16 protein-coding genes and 2 pseudogenes are annotated in these 22512 nt (G+C 70.9%); 7 read left to right on the top strand and 11 right to left on the bottom strand.

The features are described 5' to 3' along the window. The first annotated feature begins 21 nt into the window (after nucleotides 1–21). On the top strand, nucleotides 22–813 hold the full coding sequence (locus FHS39_RS24600) for an IS4 family transposase (RefSeq protein WP_184351689.1): 792 nt from the start codon (nucleotides 22–24) through the stop codon (nucleotides 811–813). Between the two features lie 903 nt (nucleotides 814–1716). Here FHS39_RS24600 and FHS39_RS24595 read toward each other — a convergent pair. The 4 genes and pseudogenes from FHS39_RS24595 to FHS39_RS24585 form a co-directional block, all read right to left on the bottom strand. Next, nucleotides 1717–2082, bottom strand: a complete 366-nt coding sequence (locus tag FHS39_RS24595) for a hypothetical protein (protein WP_184351688.1) — start codon at nucleotides 2080–2082, stop codon at nucleotides 1717–1719. Nucleotides 2083–2198: 116 nt separating this feature from the next. Then, on the bottom strand, nucleotides 2199–2567 hold the full coding sequence (locus FHS39_RS24590; RefSeq protein ID WP_343069729.1) for a hypothetical protein: 369 nt from the start codon (nucleotides 2565–2567) through the stop codon (nucleotides 2199–2201). Between the two features lie 249 nt (nucleotides 2568–2816). Next, nucleotides 2817–2977: pseudogene (locus FHS39_RS25600) on the bottom strand (IS110 family transposase); the annotation flags it as partial. A gap of 42 nt (nucleotides 2978–3019) precedes the next feature. Continuing rightward, nucleotides 3020–3853, bottom strand: a pseudogene (locus tag FHS39_RS24585) (aminotransferase-like domain-containing protein); the annotation flags it as partial. Between the two features lie 41 nt (nucleotides 3854–3894). On the opposite strand from FHS39_RS24585, the gene FHS39_RS24580 reads away from it, so the two are divergent. The 6 genes from FHS39_RS24580 to FHS39_RS24555 all read left to right on the top strand — a co-directional run bounded on the left by FHS39_RS24580 (nucleotide 3895) and on the right by FHS39_RS24555 (nucleotide 10256). Next, nucleotides 3895–5433 carry a DUF885 family protein gene (locus FHS39_RS24580; protein WP_184351686.1) on the top strand — a complete coding sequence of 513 codons (1539 nt, stop codon included), beginning with the start codon at nucleotides 3895–3897 and terminating at the stop codon, nucleotides 5431–5433. Beyond that, entirely contained in the window at nucleotides 5430–6059 is a 630-nt protein-coding gene (locus FHS39_RS24575; RefSeq protein WP_184351685.1) for a LysE family translocator, read from the top strand. The genes FHS39_RS24580 and FHS39_RS24575 overlap by 4 nt, the downstream gene beginning before the upstream one ends. Before the next feature lie 473 nt (nucleotides 6060–6532). Further along, nucleotides 6533–7990 carry a phage tail sheath C-terminal domain-containing protein gene (locus FHS39_RS25595; RefSeq protein WP_184351684.1) on the top strand — a complete coding sequence of 486 codons (1458 nt, stop codon included), beginning with the start codon at nucleotides 6533–6535 and terminating at the stop codon, nucleotides 7988–7990. Between the two features lie 26 nt (nucleotides 7991–8016). Continuing rightward, complete coding sequence (locus FHS39_RS24565; protein ID WP_184351683.1) at nucleotides 8017–8457, top strand: phage tail protein; 441 nt, start codon at nucleotides 8017–8019, stop codon at nucleotides 8455–8457. A gap of 35 nt (nucleotides 8458–8492) precedes the next feature. Next, nucleotides 8493–9818: a phage tail sheath family protein gene (locus FHS39_RS24560; RefSeq protein ID WP_184351682.1), complete on the top strand. Its 1326-nt coding sequence runs from the start codon at nucleotides 8493–8495 to the stop codon at nucleotides 9816–9818. A gap of 6 nt (nucleotides 9819–9824) precedes the next feature. Next, the gene (locus FHS39_RS24555) at nucleotides 9825–10256 is read left to right on the top strand and encodes a hypothetical protein (protein ID WP_184351681.1); all 432 of its coding nucleotides are present in this window, start codon (nucleotides 9825–9827) and stop codon (nucleotides 10254–10256) included. Nucleotides 10257–10294: 38 nt separating this feature from the next. Here FHS39_RS24555 and FHS39_RS24550 read toward each other — a convergent pair whose 3' ends face one another. Genes FHS39_RS24550 through FHS39_RS24520 form a run of 7 tightly spaced genes read right to left on the bottom strand, consistent with a single transcriptional unit; the run spans nucleotide 10295 to nucleotide 22496 of the window. After that, a complete protein-coding gene (locus tag FHS39_RS24550; RefSeq protein ID WP_184351680.1) occupies nucleotides 10295–12427 on the bottom strand; it encodes an AAA family ATPase in 2133 nt (710 codons plus the stop codon). Then, the gene (locus FHS39_RS24545; RefSeq protein ID WP_184351679.1) at nucleotides 12424–13044 is read right to left on the bottom strand and encodes a Pvc16 family protein; all 621 of its coding nucleotides are present in this window, start codon (nucleotides 13042–13044) and stop codon (nucleotides 12424–12426) included. The genes FHS39_RS24550 and FHS39_RS24545 overlap by 4 nt, the downstream gene beginning before the upstream one ends. 46 nt (nucleotides 13045–13090) lie before the next feature. Continuing rightward, the gene (locus FHS39_RS24540; protein WP_184351678.1) at nucleotides 13091–16042 is read right to left on the bottom strand and encodes a beta-propeller fold lactonase family protein; all 2952 of its coding nucleotides are present in this window, start codon (nucleotides 16040–16042) and stop codon (nucleotides 13091–13093) included. Further along, the gene (locus FHS39_RS24535; protein WP_184351677.1) at nucleotides 16039–19335 is read right to left on the bottom strand and encodes a putative baseplate assembly protein; all 3297 of its coding nucleotides are present in this window, start codon (nucleotides 19333–19335) and stop codon (nucleotides 16039–16041) included. The genes FHS39_RS24540 and FHS39_RS24535 overlap by 4 nt, the downstream gene beginning before the upstream one ends. Next, nucleotides 19332–19892 carry a phage tail protein gene (locus FHS39_RS24530; protein ID WP_184351676.1) on the bottom strand — a complete coding sequence of 187 codons (561 nt, stop codon included), beginning with the start codon at nucleotides 19890–19892 and terminating at the stop codon, nucleotides 19332–19334. Before FHS39_RS24530 ends, FHS39_RS24535 begins: the two co-directional genes overlap by 4 nt. Nucleotides 19893–19909: 17 nt before the next feature. Next, the gene (locus FHS39_RS24525) at nucleotides 19910–22057 is read right to left on the bottom strand and encodes a baseplate J/gp47 family protein (RefSeq protein WP_184351675.1); all 2148 of its coding nucleotides are present in this window, start codon (nucleotides 22055–22057) and stop codon (nucleotides 19910–19912) included. Between the two features lie 37 nt (nucleotides 22058–22094). Continuing rightward, nucleotides 22095–22496 carry a GPW/gp25 family protein gene (locus FHS39_RS24520; RefSeq protein ID WP_086570433.1) on the bottom strand — a complete coding sequence of 134 codons (402 nt, stop codon included), beginning with the start codon at nucleotides 22494–22496 and terminating at the stop codon, nucleotides 22095–22097. Between the last annotated feature and the right edge of the window lie 16 nt (nucleotides 22497–22512).

Genomic DNA, 22512 nt, shown 5'->3' with positions numbered 1-22512 from the left:
CTGGCTTGATTTTTAAGCACAATGCCGTTGACAGAGGCGGCGGTCTTCCGGGGGCGCAAGAACCCGGGCGCCGAGCCCTTTCGGGAGCTGCTCGCGCAGGTCGGGTCGGGCGTGGCAACCGAGGCGACGCCAGGAGCGTACTGGCAGGGCCTGCGGCTGATGGCCGTCGACGGGACCATGCTGGAGATCGCCGACACGCCGGCGAACGAGGAGCGGTTCGGCCGGCCCAAAGCCCGGACGGGCCACGGTCCGTCGGGGTATCCGCTCGCGCGGGTCGTGGTGCTCATCGAGTCGGGCACCCACGTGGTCATCGACGCCGAGATCGGAGGCTTCCGGACCTCGGAACGGGACCTGGCCGCCGAACTCGCACGCGGCCTGCGGCCGGGGATGCTCGTCCTGGCCGACCGGGGGCTGCCAGGGGTGCACCTGTGGAAGCAACTCGCCGCCACCGGCGCCGCCTTGTTGTGGCGGGTGTCGAGGCTCTGGAAGCTCCAACCCGGGGAGGTTCTCGCGGACGGCTCGTGGATCGCCACCGTGCACGGCGGACGCGGACGCAGCAAACAACCCGTCGAGGACGTGCCCGTACGGGTCGTGGAGTACGTCCTCGACGACCCCGGCCGGGACCCGGACGAGCACTACCGGCTCGCCACCACACTCCTGGACCCGACCGCGGCCCCGGCCCGGGAACTGGCCGCCCTCTACACCGAGCGATGGGAAGTGGAGACCACCCTGGCGGAGTGGAAGGCCACCCAGATCGGTTCCGGCAACGTGCTGACCAGCAAGAGCCCCGACCTCGTCGAGCAGGAGATCTAAGCGCACCTGGCCGTCCACACCGCACTGCGGTCCCTGATGTACACCGCCGCTCTTCGCCATACCAGCCCGATCGATCCCGACCGGCTGTCCTTCGCCGCCGCCCTGAGAGCCACACACCGCAGCGCCACCGCGCTGACCGGCGATTTTTCCCCCTGACCACCTGTCAGTCGAGGTCGCCCACTTCTGCACCGAGATCTGGCAGGAGATCAACCCGCCCCGCTGGCTCCGCACCGTTCTCCGGCAGGTCAAACGCAAGATGTCGAAGTTCCTGGCCTGGAACCCCATCAGGACACCGCCCGTCCAGCCGACCAGGACACCACCCCGGGCCGTCAAGATCATCCAAGCCGCCGAAGCTACATCAGACCCTTAAATCAACGGCATTGACGTTAAACGTCAAGCTGAGAGATCGGCTGCGCAGGGTGGGACGGGGCTGGGACAACGCCTGTCCCAGCCGTGCCCCATCACGCCCGATCTGTCCGATTTGCTGGGACAGTCCCAGCCCTTTCCCCGGGCAAGCGCGTTTCGCCTCGCCAGCTGGGACGTTGAGACACGCGCTGCCGCTCGAACATCTCGAACGGTTTGGCTCCCACGGGAGCCAAACCGGCCCGGCGCTGACCGGGCGCCGCACCTGGCTACGTTGCTTCCCGGCGCCCTTCGGGCCCGAGACGCACACCGGGCCATCGCCGGTGGGCGCCGCCTATCGCACCTGCACAGCGGCTCCCGTCCGACCGCTGCAGAACGCCCGGCGGCCACAGTGCCGTGCTGCACTCCGCCCCGCTGCTGCTGCCCGCTGCCCGCTGCCCGCTGCCCGCTGCTCGTACCGTGCTGCACCCTGCTGCCCGGGTAGCAGCAGCGACGCTCCACCCTGCTGCTGCCCCGCTTGGCCAAGGCGGCGCTGGCCGGTCAAGGTGAGCAGCAGACCCTTTGACTGCGTTCGGTCTTGTCCCCAAGCCTCACGTCCCACACGACGTTGAGGTCCTCGTAGGTGACAGTACACGACACCGTCGTACCGGCCTCGGAGTCAAGGTCCTTGGGGCACTGGGCAGACGTCTTGCCTGGTACCTGGGCCATCTCAAGGGTCTTGCAGCGCAGCTCGAACTCGAGGTTCTCGCTGAAGGTCGCGTCATCCGACGGCGACGGCGACAGGGTCAGGTCCGGATACGGGCCGGCGGGCTTGTCCAGTTTCTGCGGTAGCAAGGTCGGCGTCGGTAGGGCCCGGGCGCCGGACCCCTCCTGACCGGATCCTGCGCATCCGGTGGCCAGGGCCATGAGACTCACTATGCCGACCAGCGCGGCTCTCCCCCTATGCATGATCACCACCCGAAATCGGTCTGAGAGCTGTGACTGCTGAAGGATGCCGGCTGATGATTGGCGCCCTTCGGTGGTCAGTGGTGGCGGCGGTAGTAGGAGACGGTCACGGCGGCAAGCAGCGGGCCCCAGAGGACCAGGGGTTGGTAGAGGATGCCGACGATGGTGTGCCAGGGCGTGAGCATCGCTGGATGCTCCTCGGTGTTCCACCAGAACACGAAGTCGCTCCAGAGGTAGACGAGGGCCAGTGAGCCGAGGGCAGCGGGGATGACGGCGGCGAGCGGGTGGACGCGCCGGCCGCCGATGATCGGGATCCAGCGCGGTACCACCTCGCCCCAGGGTCGGACCAGGCCGAGCGTCAGCAGGGCGAAGGCCTCCGAAACCACGCTGAGCCCGATCACGTAGACCACGCCCCAGCCGGGGATGTGGAAGTTGTGGCGGAGCACCTAGTCGCTGTAACCCACCGGAAGGCCGAGGGCCAGCGCGATCCGCCACAGGCCTGAGGGCACGGTGGTAAGGGCCGCGGCATGTGCGGCTCGGACCGCCCAACGGGGAGCCGGAGCAGCAGGGGTGTTCGGGACAGTGGACATGCGTCCAGGCTTGCCGATGCGCGGCGGCGTCACATCCTCCTGGACGGTCGCAGGCATCCCCCCGCCGGGGGAGGTCCGGGCTCAGATCTCGTTCGAAGCTCCTTGTCAGCCGGCGGCTGCCACCGGTCGTGACTCGTGGAACGTGTCGTCGCGGAGCATGGCGAACAGGACGTCGACCCGGCGTCTGGCCAGGCAGAGCAGTGCCCGGCTGTGGCGCTTGCTTCCCGGCTGATCTTCTCGTCGTAGTAGGCGCGGGACGCGAGGTCGCTGAGCGAGGCGAGCTCGGTCACCCGGCGACGGCGTCCGGCGGACATCAGGGTGCCGGTGGGGTTGTGGTAGGTCGGCATGAGGTAGAGCAGCGCGGGCCTGTGCTCGGCGAGCGCGGTGGCGAGCCGGTCGATCCGGATGCCGTCGGAGTCGAGTTCGACGCCGACCAGCCGTGAGCCGGCCGCTCTGAGGACGTCCTGGCAGCCCGGCCACCCGGGGGATTCCACGATCGTGGTCGACCCGCGTCCGAGGTACAGCTGGGCGCTCAGGGTAACGGCCTGCGTGGCACCGGTGGTCACCACCACCTGGTCGGGCACGGTCGGCAGGCCGTGCGCGGTGTGGTGGGCGGCGATCGCTGCTCGCAGCGCGGGAAGTCCGGCCGGGTGGTAGCCCGCGTCGAGGATCAGCCCGGGCAGGTCCTCGCGGACCAAGTGGAGCAGCGCCTGGGCCAGATCCGGACCGCCGGCCTCGGCCGCCTGCCCCAGCGAGATGAGGTTCGGCGGCTGTTCCACCAGCCGCTGGATCACCGTGGTGGCCTGGCCGCCGAGCACCCGCCCGTCCGCCGGAATCCGGTGGACGACGGCTCCTCCCGACACCCGCGTGCCGCTGCCCCGACGGGTCTCGACCAGGCCCGACCCGCGCAGTGCGTCGTAGGCGGCGACCACCGTCGCCCGGCTGACCGAGAGAGCGTCGGCGAGCCGCCGCTCAGATGGAAGGCGGTCACCGGTGCACAGGTCCCCGGACCGTACGGCTCGGACGAACGCTTCGGTGAGCCGCTGGTACAGCGGTCCCTCGGCCGAACTCCAGTCGCCCAGCAGGTCGATCAGCCCGGCCGGCTCGGACGTCTCACGATTCCGGTCCACTTTCCCCTCCATTGGCACGGGAGTACGAGCCGCCGCCGTCAGAGGCTAACGGCATGACATCCACCTCGACCCTTGACCCCCGGCTGGCAGCGATCTGTGACCTGTCCGTCTTCGCCGCGAGAGACAGCGCGGGAAAGCACGAGTACGACGGAACCGTTCAGGACCTGTCTCCGGACGGAGTGCGCCGCGGCCTCGCCGCCCTCGGCGGCCCCGCCGGCACCGAGTCCTACCCGGACCCGCACGACGAGGCGCACGCAGTAGCTGCCGAGGAAGCCCTCCGAGTCCGCTTCGGCGAGCTCGAACTGCACCGGAGCAACCCCCTGTGGCACATCGAGAACCTGGACCTGTCCGGCTACGACCGCCCCTACGCGCCTCAGCCCGAGCGGGACGCCGCGCGGTCGGCCCAGTTGCGCCATTGGCCGGACGCCGTGGACGCGGCCATCGAGGCACTGGATCGCGTGCCTGCGGCGCTGGCCGACGCCACGCTGCCGCTCGCACGTGGTCTGGCCGCCTTTCTCGATCCCCGGGGCGGCCCCCTCCACGTCGCTGCCGGCCGGGCGCACGCCCGGCTCCTGGCCCACCTGGAGCGGGCCGCTGCCGAAGGGCCGCGGTCAGCGGCACTCGGCGGCCCCGCCCTCGCTCGGCTCCTCGGCGCGGCCGAGGCCTGCACCGTCGACCTCGCCGCGACGTCCGCCAGGGTGGACGCGGGACGGGACCGTCAGCGTGCGCTTCTCTACGAGTCGCTGCGCCGCGTCAACCCCGAGGCTGCGCCCGCCGACACCGTACGGGCCCTCCAAGCCGACCACCCCGACGCCGACAACCTGTTGGACGAGTTCGCGGTGCTTGTCGACGAGACGGTCGCCTGGACCGCGCGGCACGATCTGGTGCCCCACCACGATGTCGAGGTGGACGTCCAGCCGATGCCCGAATCCCAGCGCCGGGCGCTGGCCGGCCTCTTCGCGTCCGCGCCCCACGAGGTCGACGCACCCAGCAGCTTTCGTATCACTCTCCCGGACGCCGACTGGTCAAGGGCGGAGAGCGACCAGTGGCTGTCGACCGGCTTCAACCGGACCCTGATGCCCAATATGGCTATCCACGAGGTGGCACCCGGGCATGCCAGCCACGGCAGGGCGCTGCGCCGGGCGGCGACCGATGTCCGCCGCACACTCCACTCCGAAGCCTTCATCGAGGGTTGGGCCCACTACTGCGAGGAGTTGGCACTGGAACAGGGCTTCCGTGACGGCGACCCACGCGTCGCCGTCGCGGTCGCCCAGGACGCGCTGCGCAGAGTCACCCGCTTCGCCTGCGCGATCGGACTGCACACCGGAACCATGACCCTGTCGGATGCGACGGCGCGGTTCGCCGAGGACGTCTCGCTCACCGGTCCTGCAGCCCTGCACGAGGCCCGGCGCGGGTTGCTCGACCCCACCTACGGCCGTTACACCTGGGGCAAGTTCGCCATCCTCGACTTGCGCGAGCAGGCCGCGGCACGCTGGGGCGGCGGCTTCTCGCTCCGTCGTTTCCACAACGCCCTGCTCGATCTCGGTGCCCCGCCCCTCGGCCTGATGCGCACGGCTCTGGAACGCGGATGACCTCACTCGCCGCCTTCGTCCTGGCCTCGCTGATCCTGGTCGCCGTGCCCGGACCCAACCTGATCTACATCGTGACGCGAAGCGTGCAGGATGGACGGCGGGCCGGCATCATCTCGGCCCTCGGCGTGGAGACCGGCACGTTCCTCCACGTCGTCGCCGCCGTCTGCGGATCGGCGACGCTCATCGCCGACCACCCGCTCGCCTTCACCGCCCTGCGCTACGCGGGCGCCGGCTACCTCGCCCACCTGGGCGTACGTGCGCTGCTCCGCCGTCCTCCCCCCGCTGTCGGCGTCGCCGACGCCGCCGGCCGTCCCGCACGACGCCGGTTGCTCCGGCTCTACTGCGACGCCGTCCTCGTCAACCTGTTCAACCCCAAGGTCGTCCTCTTCTTCCTGGCCTTCCTCCCGCAGTTCCTGCCCACCGGCCTGCCCCCTGCGGACACCCGGACCCGCATGCTTGTACTCGGCGCGGTCTTCCTGTCCATCGCCCTCGCCCTGGACCTCTGCTACGCCCTCATCGGCGCCGCACTCACCGGTCGACTCCGTGGGACTCCTCGCCGCGCCCGCCGTCTGTCCTACCTGACCAGTGGCGTCTACCTCGGTCTGGCCGCCCTGGTGTTCATCTAGAGCCTGCACGGAAGCCCGCACGGCTGGGCCCGTGTCAAGACGACAGGGGCCAGTCGGACTTTCAGAGCACGGCAAGGCTGTTCCGATGGGCAGCTGCTCGACGTGCACCACCAGGCTGCCTGCGCGGGGTCGACGCGGTGATCGGCCAGCCACTGATGGACGTCACGAGCGTCGTGCATGACCAGGCGCGGCGAGAGCCGGATGTTGGCGAATGCGCGCTGCGCGCCGCCTTGCGGCGGCTCTGGACGCCGTCGGCGGCCGGAAGCGGAGGTCTCCCTTGGCGGGGTGTGAGGGAGATTCCGCTACGTCATCTGTCGTACCTTCCTCCGTTTGCATGCGCGTACCCCGCGGGAGTGGTTGGCTGAAGGGTCGCATTCCCCGATGAGAGGGGCAAACAGGGCATGGTTTCAGGTCCGTTGGCACCCGGAGTGTTCATCAAGGAGCGTTCGAGCGGAGTCCGGACAATCACCGGGGTGGGGACGTCCACCCCCGCATTCCTCGGCTACACCGTGCGCGGCCCACAGGCGCCCACGCCGCCGGTACGGATCAACAGCTGGTCCGAGTTCGTGGACACCTTCCACTTCCGCTCCCCGATGGGGGTGGAGGCGTTAGGGCGGGAGCTGACGAGGCTGTCCGAGGCCATCACGGAGGCCGAGGCGGAGCTCGAGCGCCTGGGAAGGGACCTCGCGGAGAAGGCCACCACGGGCGAGCCCCCCGTCCTCACCCAGCAAGAACTCACCTTCCTCGTCGTGGTACAGGCCGCCGACTGGGCCGGCGAAGCCGTCGACGGGGAGGACAGGAAAGAGGCCGAAGCCGCGGCGCAGAAGGTGGCGGAAGCCCTTCCCGGGCCGTACGGGCTCTGGATCACGGCCGGGAACGCACTTGCCGACCTCAAACGGCGTAAGGGCGAACTGACCGTCCTCGCCGAATACTTCGAGCAGTCCGGAATGATCCAGCTGCCCGAAGCGGTCTACGGTTTCTTCGCGAACGGAGGAACATCCTGCTACGTCCTCCGGCTCGACCCCGACAAGACCCTCGCAGACGAGGTCGACGGCAACCCCGACAAACGCACGGGTCTGGCCGGACTCAAGTCGGTGCCGGACGTGAGCATGGTCGCCGTCCCGGACGTATGGCGCGAGGGCACCGAGGCAGATGTCGGCGCCGACATCATGGGCAAGGTGGTCGCCCACTGCGTGACCATGCGCAACCGGCTTGCCCTCCTCGAACCACCGCCCGACACCGCACCGGCCGATGTGCCGCAATTCTTCGGGCATCTGGCGAGCCCGGACGTAGAGGATGCGGCGTTCACGGCGCTGTACTACCCCTGGGTCAATGTGCCCGGCGTGGACGGCATCCCGCGCACCGTCGTCCCGTCCGGCCATCTGGCCGGTGTGTGGGCCCGTACGGATGCCGAGCGCGGTGTCTTCAAGGCCCCCGCCAACCAGAACCTGCGCGGCGTGCTGTCCCTCCCCACGCTGCTCACCGACCAACGCCACGGCGAGCTGAACGACAAGGGGGTCAACTGCCTCCGCGTCTTCCCCGACCGAGGCCTGTTGGTGTGGGGTGCCCGTACGCGCTCGAGTAGTCGTGACTGGCGCTACCTCAATGTGCGTCGTCTGGTGTCGTTCCTGTCGGATTCCATCCGCCAGTCCTCCACCTGGGCTGTCTTCGAGCCCAACGACGACCGTCTCTGGGCCACCCTTCGGCATTCGGTCAGCAGTTTCCTGACCGACCAGTGGCGCCAAGGTGCGCTGCTCGGACGTACGCCCGACGAGGCCTTCTATGTGATCTGTGACCGCACGAACAACACCTCGGCGACGATCGACGCCGGTCAGGTGATCTGTGACATCGGTATCGCGCCCGTGCGTCCCGCCGAGTTCGTTCACTTCACCATCACCCAGATCGCCGGCCAGCCCGGCGCCACCAGCTGACGCCCGGAACCCAGGAGGCAACGCACGTGTTGACCGGTGACACCTTCAGCAGCAGCACCTTCGCCGTCGAACTGGGCAAGTTCCAGGTCGAGACCGTCCAGGACGTGTCCGGACTGACCCTGGAACAGGACGTCGTCGAAGTCCGGCAAGTGTCCGCGACAGGCGAGCTGATCGTGCGCAAACAGCCGGGTGCGCGTAAGACCGGTGAGATCACGATCACCCGGGGCATGGACAAGAGCACCGCATTCACCGACTGGATCAAGACCACTCTGGTCAACGCCGATCTCGACAGCGCCCGGCAGAACATCACCATCGCCTTGAAGGACGCACAGAAGCAGACCGTCCGCCGCATCCACCTCACCAACGCCTGGGCGTCACGCTGGGAAGGCCCCCAGCTCGGCGCGGCCAACTCCGCGAACGCGACGGAACAGGTGACGATCACCTACGAGGACATCACCGTCGAATAGCCCGGAGCCGAACAGACGAGAGGGGAACAACAGCGATGACGACGAAGCCTCCGGGTGTCTACGTCACGGAGAAGTCCAGCGGCGTGCGCATGATCGTCGGAGTGGGCACCTCCACCCCAGCCTTCCTCGGATACACCACCACACCGACCGGGAATGCCGGTGAGACGGGGACCCCTCCGTTCACACCGGACGAACGCAGGGTCCCCCAGCCGATCCGCGGCTGGCAGGAGTTCGCCGACCGCTACAGCATTCCAGCGCTGGGGACAGAGCTGGCGGCCCTCCAGAAGAAGGCAACGCCGGAAACCGGGGACCTGAAGAGGGTCCAGGTACTCCAGCGCTGCTTCACCCTGGCGGAGGCGGTCTACGGGTTCTTCGCCAATGGCGGCACGTCCTGTTATGTCGTCGGCTTCCTGAACCCCGACGCGGCCGTGTCGGAATCCGGTCTCGGCGGAAACGCGGAGGAGCGCACGGGACTCGGGGGGCTGGAGACCGTGCCGGAAGTGACCATGGTCGCCGTGCCCAGTCTCTGGGACATGACCGTCGCGGCCACCGACGCCGCGGACCCGCCGGCCCCGGTTCTGCCGACCGGAAAGTCGCTCATCGGCAAGGTCGTCGCCCACTGCACCGCCCAGCGCAACCGTCTCGCGGTGGTCGACGCGCCACCCAAGCAACTAGTCGAGCCACTCAAGACGTTCGTCGGCACGCTCGACTCGCCGGACTCGGATGCCGCGGCGTTCACGGCGCTGTACTACCCCTGGGTCAAGGTGCCAGGCGTGGACGGTGTTCCGCGTACGGTGCCGCCGTCCGGTCATCTGGCCGGTGTGTGGGCCCGTACGGATGCCGAGCGCGGTGTCTTCAAGGCCCCCGCCAACCAGAACCTGCGCGGCGTGCTCGACCTTCCCACCCTGCTGACCGACGATCAGAACGGCGAACTCAACGACAAGGGGGTCAACTGCCTGCGGGTCTTCCCCGGCCGGGGTCTGTTGGTGTGGGGTGCGCGTACGCGCTCCAGCAGTCGGGACTGGCGATATCTCAATGTGCGTCGGCTGGTGTCGTTCCTGTCGGATTCCATCCGCCAGTCCTCGACCTGGGCTGTTTTCGAGCCCAACGACGACCGCCTGTGGGCCGCCCTCCGGCACTCGGTCACCAGCTTCCTGACCGATCAGTGGCGCCAAGGTGCGCTGCTCGGCCGCACTCCCGATGAAGCCTTCTATGTGATCTGTGACCGTACGAACAACACGTCGTCGACGATCGATGCCGGTCAGGTGATCTGTGACATCGGTATCGCGCCGGTGCGTCCCGCCGAGTTCGTCCAGTTCACCATCACCCAGATCGCCGGCCAGCCCGGTCAGGGCGGCTGAGACCCCGTGCAGAAGATCGTGGTGAGGCAGGGCGATACGGTCACGCTCAGCCTGAACCCTCCAGCAATGCTCACACCGCCGCCGCCAACCCTTCCCCTGCCGCTGGGAACGGCGGGCTTTCGGATCGAACAGCACGTCGCCTGTGTGCCCGACGACATCGAGTCGTGGGTCATCCCGTCCGTCGGCTACTCGACACTGACCTTTCCGACTGCGGGAACCGGACGTGTCGAGTTGAAGGTTCCCCCGGCGAACCGCGCCAAGTACGCCAGAGCGAGTCAGGGAGCGACGGAAGTCGTCGTCAACGGTGGCCCGTTGGACGTGATTTTCACCGTGGTGGGACCGGCGAGCAACCCCTCCGGCACGGACACCCCAGGGGCCACGTACCGGGGCACGGCGACCCTCACCTGTCCCCGCGTACGACCCGTGACGGCCGGCTGACCCGCCTGAGCCCTTGAACCCACCAAGGGTTCAAGGGCTCAGGCGCGTCCCCCGGCGGGGAAGCGGGACTCGTCCACATAGCGGCCGAGTTTGGCGAACTCCTCGCGGACGGCCGCCAGCAGATCCGCCATGGTGAGCGGGCGGTCCTCGTCGGCGGCCCGGTAGGCGGCGGTGACGACGCAGCAGCGGATCGCGCCGCCGGACAGGTCAAAGGCCGAGGCGAGGGCCGCCAGGCCGGCCTGGTCGATGTCGTCGGCCCGGGGCGCGGCGGGGCCCAGACAGCGGTCCCACAGGGCTTGGCGCCGGGCATCGTCGGGCGCGGGGAAGTGGACGACGAGGTCGAGACGGCGCAGAAACGCCGCGTCGATGTTGGCGTGCATATTGGTGGTCAGCAGGGCCAGACCGTCGAAGGACTCCAGGCGCTGGAGGAGGTAGGAGGTCCCGGTGTTGGCGTAGCGGTCGTGGGCGTCGTGGGTGGCCGTGCGCTTGCCGAAGACGGCGTCGGCCTCGTCGAAGAGGAGGACGGCGTCGACGGCTTCGGCCTCGGTGAAGATCCGTTCGAGGTGCTTCTCGGTCTCGCCGATGTACTTGTCGACGACCGTGGCGAGGTCGACGGCATACAGGTCGAGGCCGAGATCGGCGGCCACGACCTCCGCCGCCAGGGTCTTGCCGGTCCCGGAGCCGCCGCTGAACAGGGCGGTGATGCCACGTCCGCGCCCCCCGCCCGGCCGCATCCGCCACTCTCCCAGGACCCGGTCGCGGTGGCGTACGCGCCGGGCGAGGTCCCGTAGCTGCTCGTGCGTCCGCTCGGGCAGCACCAGATCGTTCCAGCCGACAGCGGGGCGTACGGTCCTGGCGAGGCGGTCGAGCGCGCCGCCGTTCCACGAGCGGGCGGCGTCCCGGACCGCGGCGGCGTCGACGGGGGTGCCGTGCGCGGCGGCCTGCCGGCCGGCCGCCGCGGCCACGGCGCGGATCCGGCCGGGGCCGAGGCGGTACCGGGCGCCGACGGCCACCGCCTCGTCGGTCACGGTGCCGGCGTGGGCGCCGAGTTCGTACCGCCACAGCGCGGTGCGTTCGGGCTCCGTCAGGGGCGGGCAGTCGGCGAGCACCGGGGGAGTAGCCGTCCAGCGGGCGTCCCACGGCTGCCTCCCGGTGAGGACCAGGGGAACCGGGGCGCCGTCGAGCGGGGCGAGCAGGTCCTGTATGTGCCGGGCGTCGGGGGAATCTACGGGGCCGACGATCAGCCCATGGCCGCGCAGCCGTGCTTCGAGGAGCGCCGCGCGGACGAACCCGGCCGGGTCCGTCTCGTGGGCCAGGCCCGCGAGGTTAAGACGGAGCGCGGGCCGTCCGCACGCGCGCAGTGCCGCCTCGGCGACGGCTTCGGCCGTACCGTCCGGGCTGTCGCGCAGGTGGACCGAGTGGCGGTGGGCGAGCAGCCGGGTCAGGTGCCGCACGGCTTCGGCCACCGGGCCCTCGCCCAAGGGCCGGCCGCGTTCGGGCAGGGCCAGCAGGTGACACAGGGAGGACGGCGGGGAGTCGTCCCCCAGCAGGTGCGCGGTGACCCGGTCGGGGACGCGTAGGGACCGGGTCAGAAAGGGCCGGGAGATATCCGGGATCTCCACGAGGCCACCGGCGCGCAGGGGCGCGTCGGCCGCGAAGGCCCGGCGGGCGGTCGCTGACGCACTCGGGACGTTGCAGAGGGCGAGGGCCAGGCCGATGGTGGCATGGCGGCAGGTGATGTCGTCGTTGAGGTAGCCGTAGCAGCGCTCGAAGCGGGCATCGATGTCGGGGGCGAGCGCGATCACCACCATGTCGAGGGCGAGCGCGTCCAGCCCGAACTCCTCGGCGAGGCGGCGCGGGGGCGGCGCGGCCCCGGCCACCGCGGCCGCGTCCTCCCGGGCGCGCAGAGCGGCGGCGAGAGCGTCGTCCGCGGTGGCGGAAGGCAGCGGGCCGGCCGGTGCGTCCAGGAGGTGCGAGGCCATGTCGTCGGAGATGTAGAGCCCTTGGAACGGGTCGAAGGGCGGTTCCAGGAGCTCCGCGGGTACGGACTCCTCGCAGCCCGTACGGAGAGCGATCGCGCGTCGCACCCGGGCCTCGATGACGGCCAGCCGGGCGAGCAGCCAGTCCGCGGCCGTGGCGGTGGGCGCTCCGGGGTGCGCGGTGGCGGTCACTGCGCCTCCTCGTCCTTCACCGGCTCGGGCTTGCGCACGCGGACGACAGGGGGCCCGGTCACCCAGTGGGTGTAGCTGTCCGGGAGGAAGGACAGCAGGGGGATGGTCACGGTCACGTTCAGGGCGGGGATGAGAGAGTGGCTCGCCGTGCTCCACAGTTCCGTCAGGGCACGGTCCTCGGCGGGCGGGTGGCCGATGTCGAGGAGAGCGGACAGCTCCATCTCCTGCAGTTCCGGGGGCAGGGGCACGGGGAAGTCCCGGCTCCTGGCGAAGCCGACGAAGAGTTCGCCGAGTATGCGGTGGGAGGTGAGGGCGTCCGGGGCCCAGGCGGTGACCAGATACGACAGCCGGGCGTAGCGCGGCGGGTCGAACTCCGCCGACTTCCGGTCCGGCAACCCCATGGTTCCCCTGTCGTACTGGTAGACGGTGCCGGTCTGCCGCCGGTCCAGGTCCTCGCGGATGTCGTACAGATAGATGCCGACCGTCTCGGAGCCGGCGGTCTCACCCAGCGCTCCGTCGCGTCCGGGCGGCTGGAAGGTGACGGGGATGCCCGGTGGCAGCCATGTCACATCCTGCTGTACGCGTGACTTCAATGCCTGGTCGACCAGTTCGATCATTTGTGTGCCTCTGTCCGCGCCGGAGGGGTGGGTGCAGTCGGTACGGTCAGTTCGTCGTCGGCAGGCCGACCGCCTGCCGTACGTCGAGCCCCAGCGGGGTCGTCGTGTCCAGGGGAGCGAGCGTCGTGGTGTCGACCACCGATACGGCCGCGCCCGCCTCGTCGGCGAGGTACACCAGGTGCTTCGCGGACTGCGGGTGAGGTGCGCTGCCGGTGAGCCGTTCGCCGGCCGGTACGGTGAAGCGGGGCGTTCCGGTCCGGGTGTCGAGCATCAGCAGCTCTCCGCTGTTCTCGGTGGTCACGAAGAGCCAGGCGCCGTCCGCGGATACCGACACCGATTCGGGCTTGGTGATCCCTGGAAGCGGCCAGGTGACGACGACCTTGGGCGTGCCCGGTGAGGTGTCGTCGGGGCCGATGACCGAAATGCTGTTGCTCCCGTGGTTGGCGACATAGGCGCGGAGGCCGCCCCCTGGGGCGCTCGTCACGCCCATGGGGTCCCGTCCCACGTCCAGGGAGGTCACCTGGCGGTCGGAGAGGCGGACGCATCGCAGGGAATCGGCGGTGCGGTCGGTGACGTAGGCGTAGGCGCCGTCGTCGGTGACGGCCACGTCCCATGGCTGCGACGCGCCCGGCTCGCCGACCGGGACCGGAGTCACTTGGGACCCGAAGACCGTGACCGTCCCGCTGGTGAAGTTGGCGACACAGAGGGTGCCATCGTCGGAGACCGCCGCCGAGTACGGCTCGTCGTTCTTGTCGAGAGGCAGCTTCTTGGTACCCGACACCGAGAGGCGCGTCGTGTCGAGGGTGATGATGGCCCGGCACGCTTCGCGAACGGGGGCATCCTTCCGCCCCTGGTTGACGACGCACACGGTGCGGTCGTCCGGGCAGACGAGCCCGGTGGGCCTGTCGGTGTACGCTTCGGGGGCCGTCGCGATGGCTCGCATCGCGGAGCCTTCTGCATCCAACTCGATGCCGTACACCGTGCCCAGCGCCTGGTCATCATCGCGCGATTTTTCCGAGACAGCCGCGTACAGGAAACGTCCGTCCGGGGAGAGCGCGAGCCCGGGAGGGACGAGGGCCTCGTCCTTGACCGCGATCGTCCGCCGATGCGTGGCCGCGTCGGCGGAGACGGCGAACACTTCCACTGTGCCCTTGTCCCCGGCGGCGCTGGAGACGTAGAGGGTGGTTCCCTGCGGTGACAGGGCCAGCCCGTAGGGCCGTACCATGCGAGGGTCCTTGTCGATGTCCATGTGCCAGGCCCAGGCGCCCTCGGGTGACGCGCGCCGGAGGACCGAGACCTTGCCGTTCCGGTAGTTGGCCACGTAGAGGCGTAGCTCGTCGGGCGACAAGGCCATCTCGTGGGGGCCCGACAGATGGCCCGTCGCGGCGTTGATGACCGTCCGCTGCTGCCACTGACCCGGCTCGATCCTGCTCAGCACGGCGATCTGTCCCCCTTCCAGGCCCTCTCCCGTGTTGGCGAAGTCGGCCACGTACAAGGTCTTGCCGTCCTTGGAGACGGCGGCGCCGGTGGGCTGCTGACACCCCACGACACCAGCGCCGATCGTGTGCATGCCGCCCTTCGGGTCGACGAGCGAGACCGTCGCCGTACCGGAGTCGGCGGTCACCGCGTACCGGCTGTCGGGGGTGACGGCCACTCCGTACGGGCGGGCGCCGGGCGCCAGGGGCACCGGCGTCACCGTGACGTCGCTGCCGAGCTCCTTCCCCGGGGCCGGGGTGAGGACGAGGAGATGCGACGAATCCGGACTGGTCGCGCAGGCGAACCCCAGGTCGGGCGCGATGGCGACGTCCCACGGTTTGTGCGTGCCCCGGAGGGGGACCGGGGCGGGCGGGGCGGGGCTACTGAGGTCCAGCACCGCGACCTTGTTCGATGCGGAGTCGGCCGCGTAGGCCCAGGTGCCGTCCGGGGAAACGGCGACGTTGACCGGCTTCGACCCCTCTCCGGCCGGGATGCCGGCCGTCTTGCGCGGGGCGGCCCGCACGACGGTCAGCTGTCCGGTGGCCTGGTCGGTGACATAGGAGTGGTGCCCGTCCGGGCCGAACACCACCCCCGCGGGCACGCCTTTCAGCGCAACGGCCGTGTGGTCGAGGGGGTCCGTGCGGATGGCCGTGAGAACGCCCGAGGTCTGGCCCACGACATGGATCACTCCGCCGTCCGGGGCGAAGGCCACAGCCACAGGATGCGCGCCGGCCGGAACGGTGTCGGGGGTGCCGACCCGCCCGCTCTCCACGTCCACGGTGGCGAGGGAGACGGACGCGGAGCCGTAGTTCGCCACGCACAGGCGATTGCCGGCGGGGCTGAGCGCGAGGGCACGGGGCTCGGCCCCGACGGGCACGGGGTCACCCACTACCGCGCCGTCCGCGTCCAGGTCCAGCACCGTCACCCAGCCATCCGCTGTGCCCTCCCCCCGACTCGCGACGTATGCGAACCGACCGCCCGGCGCCACCGCGACCGCCCTCGTGACCCCGAGTACGCAGACGGTCCTGCTCACGGACGGCACGCCCGCCTGGCTCACGTTGACCACCGACACCGTGGCGTCCGTCTCGTCAATCACGCAGACCCGTCGCGCCCCGCCGCCCGGGGCCACCGCCAGCGCGCAGGGGCCGCTACCGACCCGCAGGGGCGGTCCTCCCTGCAACCCCTCCTTGTCGAACACCACGACCTCGCCGTCCGCCCACGCGGCCACGCAGACCTGGTCGTCCACCAGCCCCGCCACGACGGCGCACGGGCTGTTCCCGGCGGGAACGGTACGCAGCACCGGGTGTTCCGGGACCGTGAGGTCCACCACGGACAGCGTTCCGTCGTCGTGGTTCACGACGTAGGCCCGGGTGCCGTCCGTACTGACGGCGACGGCGCGTGGGTTGCTCCCCACAGAAGGGAAATGGACCTCGGGACGCTCCGGTGCCGCGAGATCCACGACGGCCAGAGCGTCCGCACCCCAGTCCGGGGCCACCAGCAAGGGCTCGTTCGGATCGCTCATGAGGGCACCTCCGCGACGGTGACTCGGTGTTCGACGGAGTACACGGTCTCGCCGGGCCCGCAGCGGATCCGTACGACGGGGTCCGACGCCGAGCCGTCGAGCGGATCGACCGGGACGAGCTCGGCCGTGGCGACGCGGCCCACCCCCGGCACCTGTTCCAGGACCCGGAACGCCTCGCCCGCGTACACCGGGCGCCCCAGCGGCCATCCGGTGCCGTCCGGGCCGCCGCCGACGGGGCTGAAGTACCGGTACAAGGCGCGTTCCGCGGCGGCGCGGAGCTCGGCGCGTTCGTCGGCGGTGCGGTAGTCCGCGGGAACGATCCGGGCATCGACACGGATGCCGTGGTAGACGGGCTGCTTCAGCCACACCGGAACGCCCTCCGGCTGGCAGGCGCGCAGGGAGCGGCGCAAGGTGTCGCAGGCGTCGCGGGTGGGGGTGAGCATGTGGAACGGGAACCAGCCCCGTTCGTCGGCGGTCACGAAGGGGACGACCATCAGCGTCACGCCGGCCTGGGTACTGCCGCCACTGGTGTCGGTGTAGCCGTTCTTGCCGTCGCGCGATGTGGAGACGTTACGCACGCCGACGATGCGGTCGTCCGGGGTCTTCAGCCGGCTGATCCTGCCCGCAGGGATGTCGTTGCCCGCCGAGCCGAGCGTGGTCTTGTACGGGCCGTCCACGGTGATGGGCGTGTTCTCGGGCAGCGGAATGGCGCCGTACTGCCGGGTGCCCGAGGGGCCGGTCACCTCCGGGCCGAAGTGGACCTGGCCCGTACTGGCGTTGATGACCACATCCTTGCTGTCCGCAAGGGAATCGTGGAAGGACGTGACGGTGCGCCAGCTCTCGTCGCCGACGCAGACCTTGGGGAGCTCCTTGTTCTCCGGGACGTACACCGGGGAGTACAGCAGGGGGTAGACCTGACCGGGCTTGTCCGTGGACGAGAACGGCTCTCGTGCCCGGTCGTGCTCCTCGTACTGCTCGGCGGGAACCTTGTCCGTCGTCCCGGAGTCGGCGTAGACCGTGTACGGCGTGGTGGGTGTGCCTTTCGGGTCGAGGATCTGGACGGCGATCCACCATGCGGCTTCCTCGGTCGGGAAGTCGTGGTCGTGGCTGTCGACGGCGTCCTTTGCCGTGCGGGCGAGGTCGCCGCGTGCGACGGCCGCCTGCCACCGCGCGGACTTGCTCACGTGGACGGGGTGGGCGGAGACCGTCGTTCCGTCCGCCAGAGTGATCTCTTGCGCGGGCGTGGAGGCGTAGGCGAGGGGAGCGGCGGTGTCCCACCACGGCGCCGCCTTCCTCGGCGCGAACACGGACACCGCGATGTAGTCCTCCGGCTCGCGGTGCTCTCCCGCCGTCACCCAGAGCGTGAGGCGGCCCGGATCATGCGGCTCCTTGATCTCCACCAGCGCCAGGACGAGCCCGCCGCCCTCCTTGAAGGGCCCGGAGAACTCCCCGCCCGCCTGGTAGTCACCCGCCTCGAACATCCCGACGGCGGAAGTGACGCCGGGGACGAGCCCGAGGCGTGCCGCGCCCATCGCGTCCGGCGGTACGCGCGTGGCCTCCTTTGTCGTTGTGAAGACCGTCTCGCCGTCCTCCGTGGTGACCTGTATCCCCGCGGGAAGCGTCAGCGTGCCGGGCGCCAGGGTGAAGGCGACGTCCGTCCTGGCGGGCCGCCACGGCAGGTAGTTGCGGGCCGGGTCGAGCGCGTCGTCGGGTGCGTCCCGGACGTGGTGGATACGGGCCATGCCCGCCGACGCGGCCAGCGCGAGCTGTTCGTAGTCGACGGGGACGACCGCCCGCTCCGGCACCGGGGCGCCCAGGGGCAGGCGCGTCGCGCAGGCGGCGGCGCTCTCGCGTTCCGTGCCGCCGACCGCCGGTGCCGGGTTGGTCACGGAGGAGACGTACGGCAGCGGTGTGCGCAGCACGGTGACGGTGCGGGCGGGTACGTTGCCCCGGGCACCGCCGCCGGTCAGATAGCGCCGGATCCGTACGACCGCTCCCGCCGGCAGCGGCGCCCCGTGCTGTCGCGGTCCCCGGGCACCGGCCACCACGGGCGCGAAGACGGCTTCACCGGTGCGCGGGTCGAGGGTGAAGTGCCGGTCGTCGGGGCCCGATCCGGCGAGCGAGGCGACATACGTCCACTGTGCGGTCCGCCCGCCGAGCACGGCTTCGACGACGAGGGGGTCGGTGCTGCGGGGCAGCGGCGGATGGGTGAAGCGGAGGCGTTCGCCGGGGGTGCCCGTCGCGGTGCCCAGGGTCTCGTTCCGTACCAGCCCGGCCTGGACGACGGGGACGGAGACGGCGAGCACCGGGTCGAGCGCGACCCGGGTCAGCGGGCTCCGGCCCGCATCGGCGTGGTAGCGGATCAGCCCGACGTCCCTCAGGCGCTGCACGGAGTCGCTGCCGCCCTCGCCGGCCGCCCGGTGGAGCAGGAGCTGGGCGGGCGCGTGGGCGGGGGGAAGGTCGAGCGTGACCTTGCCCGGCCGGCCCTGGGCGGTCACGGTGTCCGTGACGACCCGGCAGCCGGTCCAGTGCGTGCCCTGCCAGGCTTCCCAGTGCCCCCGGGTGACGCCCGTGCCCACCTCGGGTGGGGGATCGACGCCCAGGCTCACGTCCAGCGTCACGCGCGTACTCGGTACGGGCACCGACAGGACGACCAGGGCGTACGACGAGAATGCGGAGTCGCCACTGCCCGTGCTCACCGGGCCGGTGTTCGCGAAGGCGTCCCCGGGCGGTGGGAAGTCGCCGAGGTAGGGGAGGTTGAGGTGGAAGGCCGGCCCCGCGAAGGCCGGGCCGCCCGGCTCGACGGTCCGGCCCGACGCGGAGCCGAACTCGGTCAGCGTGCCCTCCAGGGCGCCGTCGGCCTTCCTGAATTCCGCGAAGTCTCCGGCGGCGACGAGGACACAGGGGTTGAGCACCGCCTCCGTCAGCGTGCTGAAGACGACCGGTTCCGCTTCCCCCACCGGTCGTGTGGCGACCTCCTGGCCCGCGGGGACGACCACCGGCTCGGGCGACGGCGCGGCGAGCTGGAGGACGACCTCGGTCTGCGCGGGCGCGGGCCGGTAGGGCCGTACGCCCAGGAGCCGCAGCATCTGCAGCCGGCGCTGGTCGGGGGCCAGGTTGAGCCGGTCGCGCAGGGCCATGACCATGTCGGTGCACGTCTCGATCAGGCCCCGGCCGGGGTCCGTCCGGTCCTGACCGGTCCAGGTCCCCACCTTCCGCCGTACGGCGGCGACGGTGCCGGCGACGACCTCGTCGCGGGTGCGTCCGTCGTACTCGGGTGTCGGCAGACTCATCCCTGCTGTGACCTCTCGTCAGGAGCCTTGTGCGCGAGGGTGACCGTGACCTTGAAGGGGAGGTGGGCGGGGCAGTGCGCCCGTACCAGGCGCGTCAGGCGGCTCTCCAGGGCCCGCTGGTCCTCCCCGGCCGGGGCGGTCAGGGTGACGGTGAGCATGCGTCCGGCACGGGGTGCCGGGTCGTCGTGGGTGAAGACGCGGCCGGGGTCGTCGACGACGAGCGCGAAGCCGGGCGGCACCCAGCCGTGGATCTCCCGGGCCTCCAGCAGCAGCCCGTACGGCGTCCCGCGATGAGCGGCCAGGCGGGGCGCGAGGTCGACGGCCTTGCGCCGCAGGGCCTCCGGCCACCCCGGCTCCACCCGGGCGCCGGTGATGCGGATCAGCCAGTCCAGGAAGGCCGGTGGCGCGCGCCAGGGGTCGAGCACCGCGTCGAGACCGTCGATCCGTTCCTCTGCGGGGGCCATGGCCTCGCCGATCGCGGCCGCGAACGCGAGCGCGACCGTGTCGTGCCCGTAGACGGCCGGCAGGGGGAGGGGACGTGCGGAGTACGCGGACATGCGCGGTCCTCTCTTCCTCAGCCTTCGGTGATGTCGACGTCGATGGCCGTGTCGCCCAGGAGGACCAGTCCGCCGTCCGAGACCTCGACGGACGGCACAGCCCCGTCGCCGACGAGCAGGCTCACGTCGGTCGTGGCCCGGACCTCCGGCACCGCCTCCAGCACGGTGAAGACGTCGCCCGTGTGGACGCGCCGGCCCCACGGCCAGCCCCGCCCGTCCGGTCCGCCGGCCGTGGGGTGGAAGAAGCGGCGCAGGGCCCGTTCGGCCGCCCGCCGGGTCCGCTCCTGGTCCGCCGTCGTGCTGCTCCAGGGGCGAACAGTCGCCGCGATCCCGAAGCGGTGGTACTGGGGTTTCCCGACCCGCAGCCGTTCGCCCAGCAGCCGGGAGGCGTCGACGACGCCCACCACCGAGTTCAGGACGTCCGGGGGGACGTCGAACGCGTCACCGGGCGGGGCCTGCGCCGGGTCTCCTTCGAAGAGGGGCACCAGGAGGACGTGGAGCGGGTCGTCCTCGCGGCGCCAGAGGGCGGGCTCGGTCCTCGTCCCCTTCATGAAGAAGAAGACGCCGCCGATGACGGCCACGGCGTCCGGGGACTCCTGGCACTGCGGGGAGAGGCCGGGGAACGCCTCCGAGATCAGGGACCGCACCCCCCGGCTGTCCGCCTGCGGTACGAAGGCCCGGTCGGTGGAGGTGTAGGCGCGGTGGTAGAAGGTCTCGCCCTTGAAGAAGAACAGTTCGTACGCGTCGGCCGAGGTGGGGTCGGCGAGGACGGCGACCTCGTCGAGCTCCGACGAGAAGTCGTCCGGCAGGTCGGGGAACGCGCTGCTGATGTCCTGGGGTGACGCGTCCTCACTGTCCTCACCGTCCCAGAGGCACTGGGTCCCGTAGAACCACAGTCTGGGCCGGCCCTCGCCGGTGCGGATGACGGCGTCGAGGCACTTGGCGTCCGCGACGGGCCGGGGCACCGCATCACCGTCGTCGGGCTCGCCCGGCCCTCCCAGGGGCAGGGGGAGAGCGGTGATGGTTCCGCCGTCGTCGAAGTAGTGCACGGCCCGCAGTGGGTCCCGGGCGGCGACGGCGCAGGCGAGGACCTCGGCCGGGCGCGGCGGTTGCGTGAGGGCGGTGGGCACGTGCGAGTCGGTGGGCCGGGTGAGCGCCGTGACCCGGACCCGGGCCAGCCCGGCCACGTGTTCCTCGATGATCTGCTCGTGGTCGGCGGCGGTGACTGCGCGGCGCAGCGGGGCGAGGCCCAGCCCCGCGCGTTCCAGCGCCTGCCGCCAGTCCTCCGCGTCCTCTGCGGGGGCGAGCACGCCGTGGACGGTGGCGCTCAGCCCGGCCTGTGACACCACCGTCAGCGGTGTGCCGAGGGGAAGACTGCCCTTCCGGCCTCGGTACACGTGGTACTCCGCGCTGATCCTGGTGCCTTTCGTCGGCACGTTCCCGTGCTGCTCGGGCCCGCCCTCGGCGGGGACCAGAGGCCCGAGGACGACCTCGCACGAGGCGTCGTCCCACCAGTGGACGGGGCCGTCGTCCGGCCCGGCATCGGCGAAGGTACGCACCGCCGGCCAGACGACGCCCCCGACCCGGACCGTCATCGGCGGGCCGAACGCGGGCTCCGCGACCGGAGCGCCGGACCGCCACGGCCGGTTGCGCGTCGGGAACCGACCGCCGGGAAGGCCGTCGGACGTGCCCAGCACCTCGGTGACCGGAACGAGTTGCTCGAGCGCCTCCACCACTCCCGTGGACTGGTTCTCGGCGAGAGTGAGCGGTGCGGTGGTCGCCAGGACGACCGGCTGCTCGCTCTCGGTACTGCCCTCGGTGCTGACCTCGGTGCCCTCAGGGATCTCGCGGCGCCCGGTCGTACCGTCGGTGCGTGCGAACACGACGGTGATCCGGGCGGGGGAGGCGGGGAGCGGTGTGATGCCCATGAGGCGAAGCACAGCGAATCGCTGACGGTCCGTCATGCGATGGACACGGTAGAGCAGCTGGTCGGTCCGCTCGGCGCAGGCCTCGATCAGAGTGACGCCGGGGTCGGAGACGTTGTGGTCGGTCCACTCGGGCGCGCGCTGCGGCAGGGCTCGCTTGGCGGCGTCCACGAGCGGCTGGAAGCGCAGGTCGTCCAGGTCGGGAACGGGAACGCCGGATGAGTCGGTCGTATCAGACAAAGCGGATCGCTCGGGCGGCAGATCGGCCATGGGGAGGTCACTCACTCGGGGAGTCTCCGGGCAGGGTGTAGAAGGGGAAGACGAGGTTGCGGGGTTCGTTGGTGGCGCGCAGCCGGTAGCGGATGTCGATGTAGAGCACGCCGATGTCCACGGTGTCCGTGCTGAACAGCAGGTCGTCGACCTCGATCCGCGGCTCCCACCGGTCGAGTGCCCGGCGCACCTCCACATCGGCGCGGGCGACGGTCGTGGCGTCGAGCGAGTCGAAGACGAGGCCGTGGATACCGCAACCGAACTCCGGCCGCATCGGCCGCTCGCCCGGCGCGGTGGACAGGATGATCCGCACGGCCTGCTCCACGTCGTCGCTGCCGGTCGCCAGGCCCACGCGGCCGGTGCCGGTGATGACGGCGGGGAACGCCCACCCCGCGCCGATGATGTCCACGGTCGTCTCCCGTCCG

This window comes from Streptomyces olivoverticillatus (assembly GCF_014203555.1).
GTDB lineage: Bacteria > Actinomycetota > Actinomycetes > Streptomycetales > Streptomycetaceae > Streptomyces > Streptomyces olivoverticillatus.
Note: the sequence above shows the minus strand (reverse complement) of the source record. Positions and strands in the feature narration are given on the sequence as shown.

Bases quoted from the DNA above. Each gene is read 5' to 3' on its own strand.
- FHS39_RS24540 (WP_184351678.1), bottom strand. From the start codon at position 16,042: ATGAGCGATCCGAACGAGCCCTTGCTGGTGGCCCCGGACTGGGGTGCG.
- FHS39_RS24595 (WP_184351688.1), bottom strand. From the start codon at position 2,082: ATGGCCCTGGCCACCGGATGCGCAGGATCCGGTCAGGAGGGGTCCGGC.
- FHS39_RS24575 (WP_184351685.1), top strand. From the start codon at position 5,430: ATGACCTCACTCGCCGCCTTCGTCCTGGCCTCGCTGATCCTGGTCGCC.
- FHS39_RS24580 (WP_184351686.1), top strand. From the start codon at position 3,895: ATGACATCCACCTCGACCCTTGACCCCCGGCTGGCAGCGATCTGTGAC.
- FHS39_RS24545 (WP_184351679.1), bottom strand. From the start codon at position 13,044: ATGATCGAACTGGTCGACCAGGCATTGAAGTCACGCGTACAGCAGGAT.
- FHS39_RS24560 (WP_184351682.1), top strand. From the start codon at position 8,493: ATGACGACGAAGCCTCCGGGTGTCTACGTCACGGAGAAGTCCAGCGGC.
- FHS39_RS24600 (WP_184351689.1), top strand. From the start codon at position 22: ATGCCGTTGACAGAGGCGGCGGTCTTCCGGGGGCGCAAGAACCCGGGC.
- FHS39_RS24530 (WP_184351676.1), bottom strand. From the start codon at position 19,892: ATGTCCGCGTACTCCGCACGTCCCCTCCCCCTGCCGGCCGTCTACGGG.
- FHS39_RS24535 (WP_184351677.1), bottom strand. From the start codon at position 19,335: ATGAGTCTGCCGACACCCGAGTACGACGGACGCACCCGCGACGAGGTC.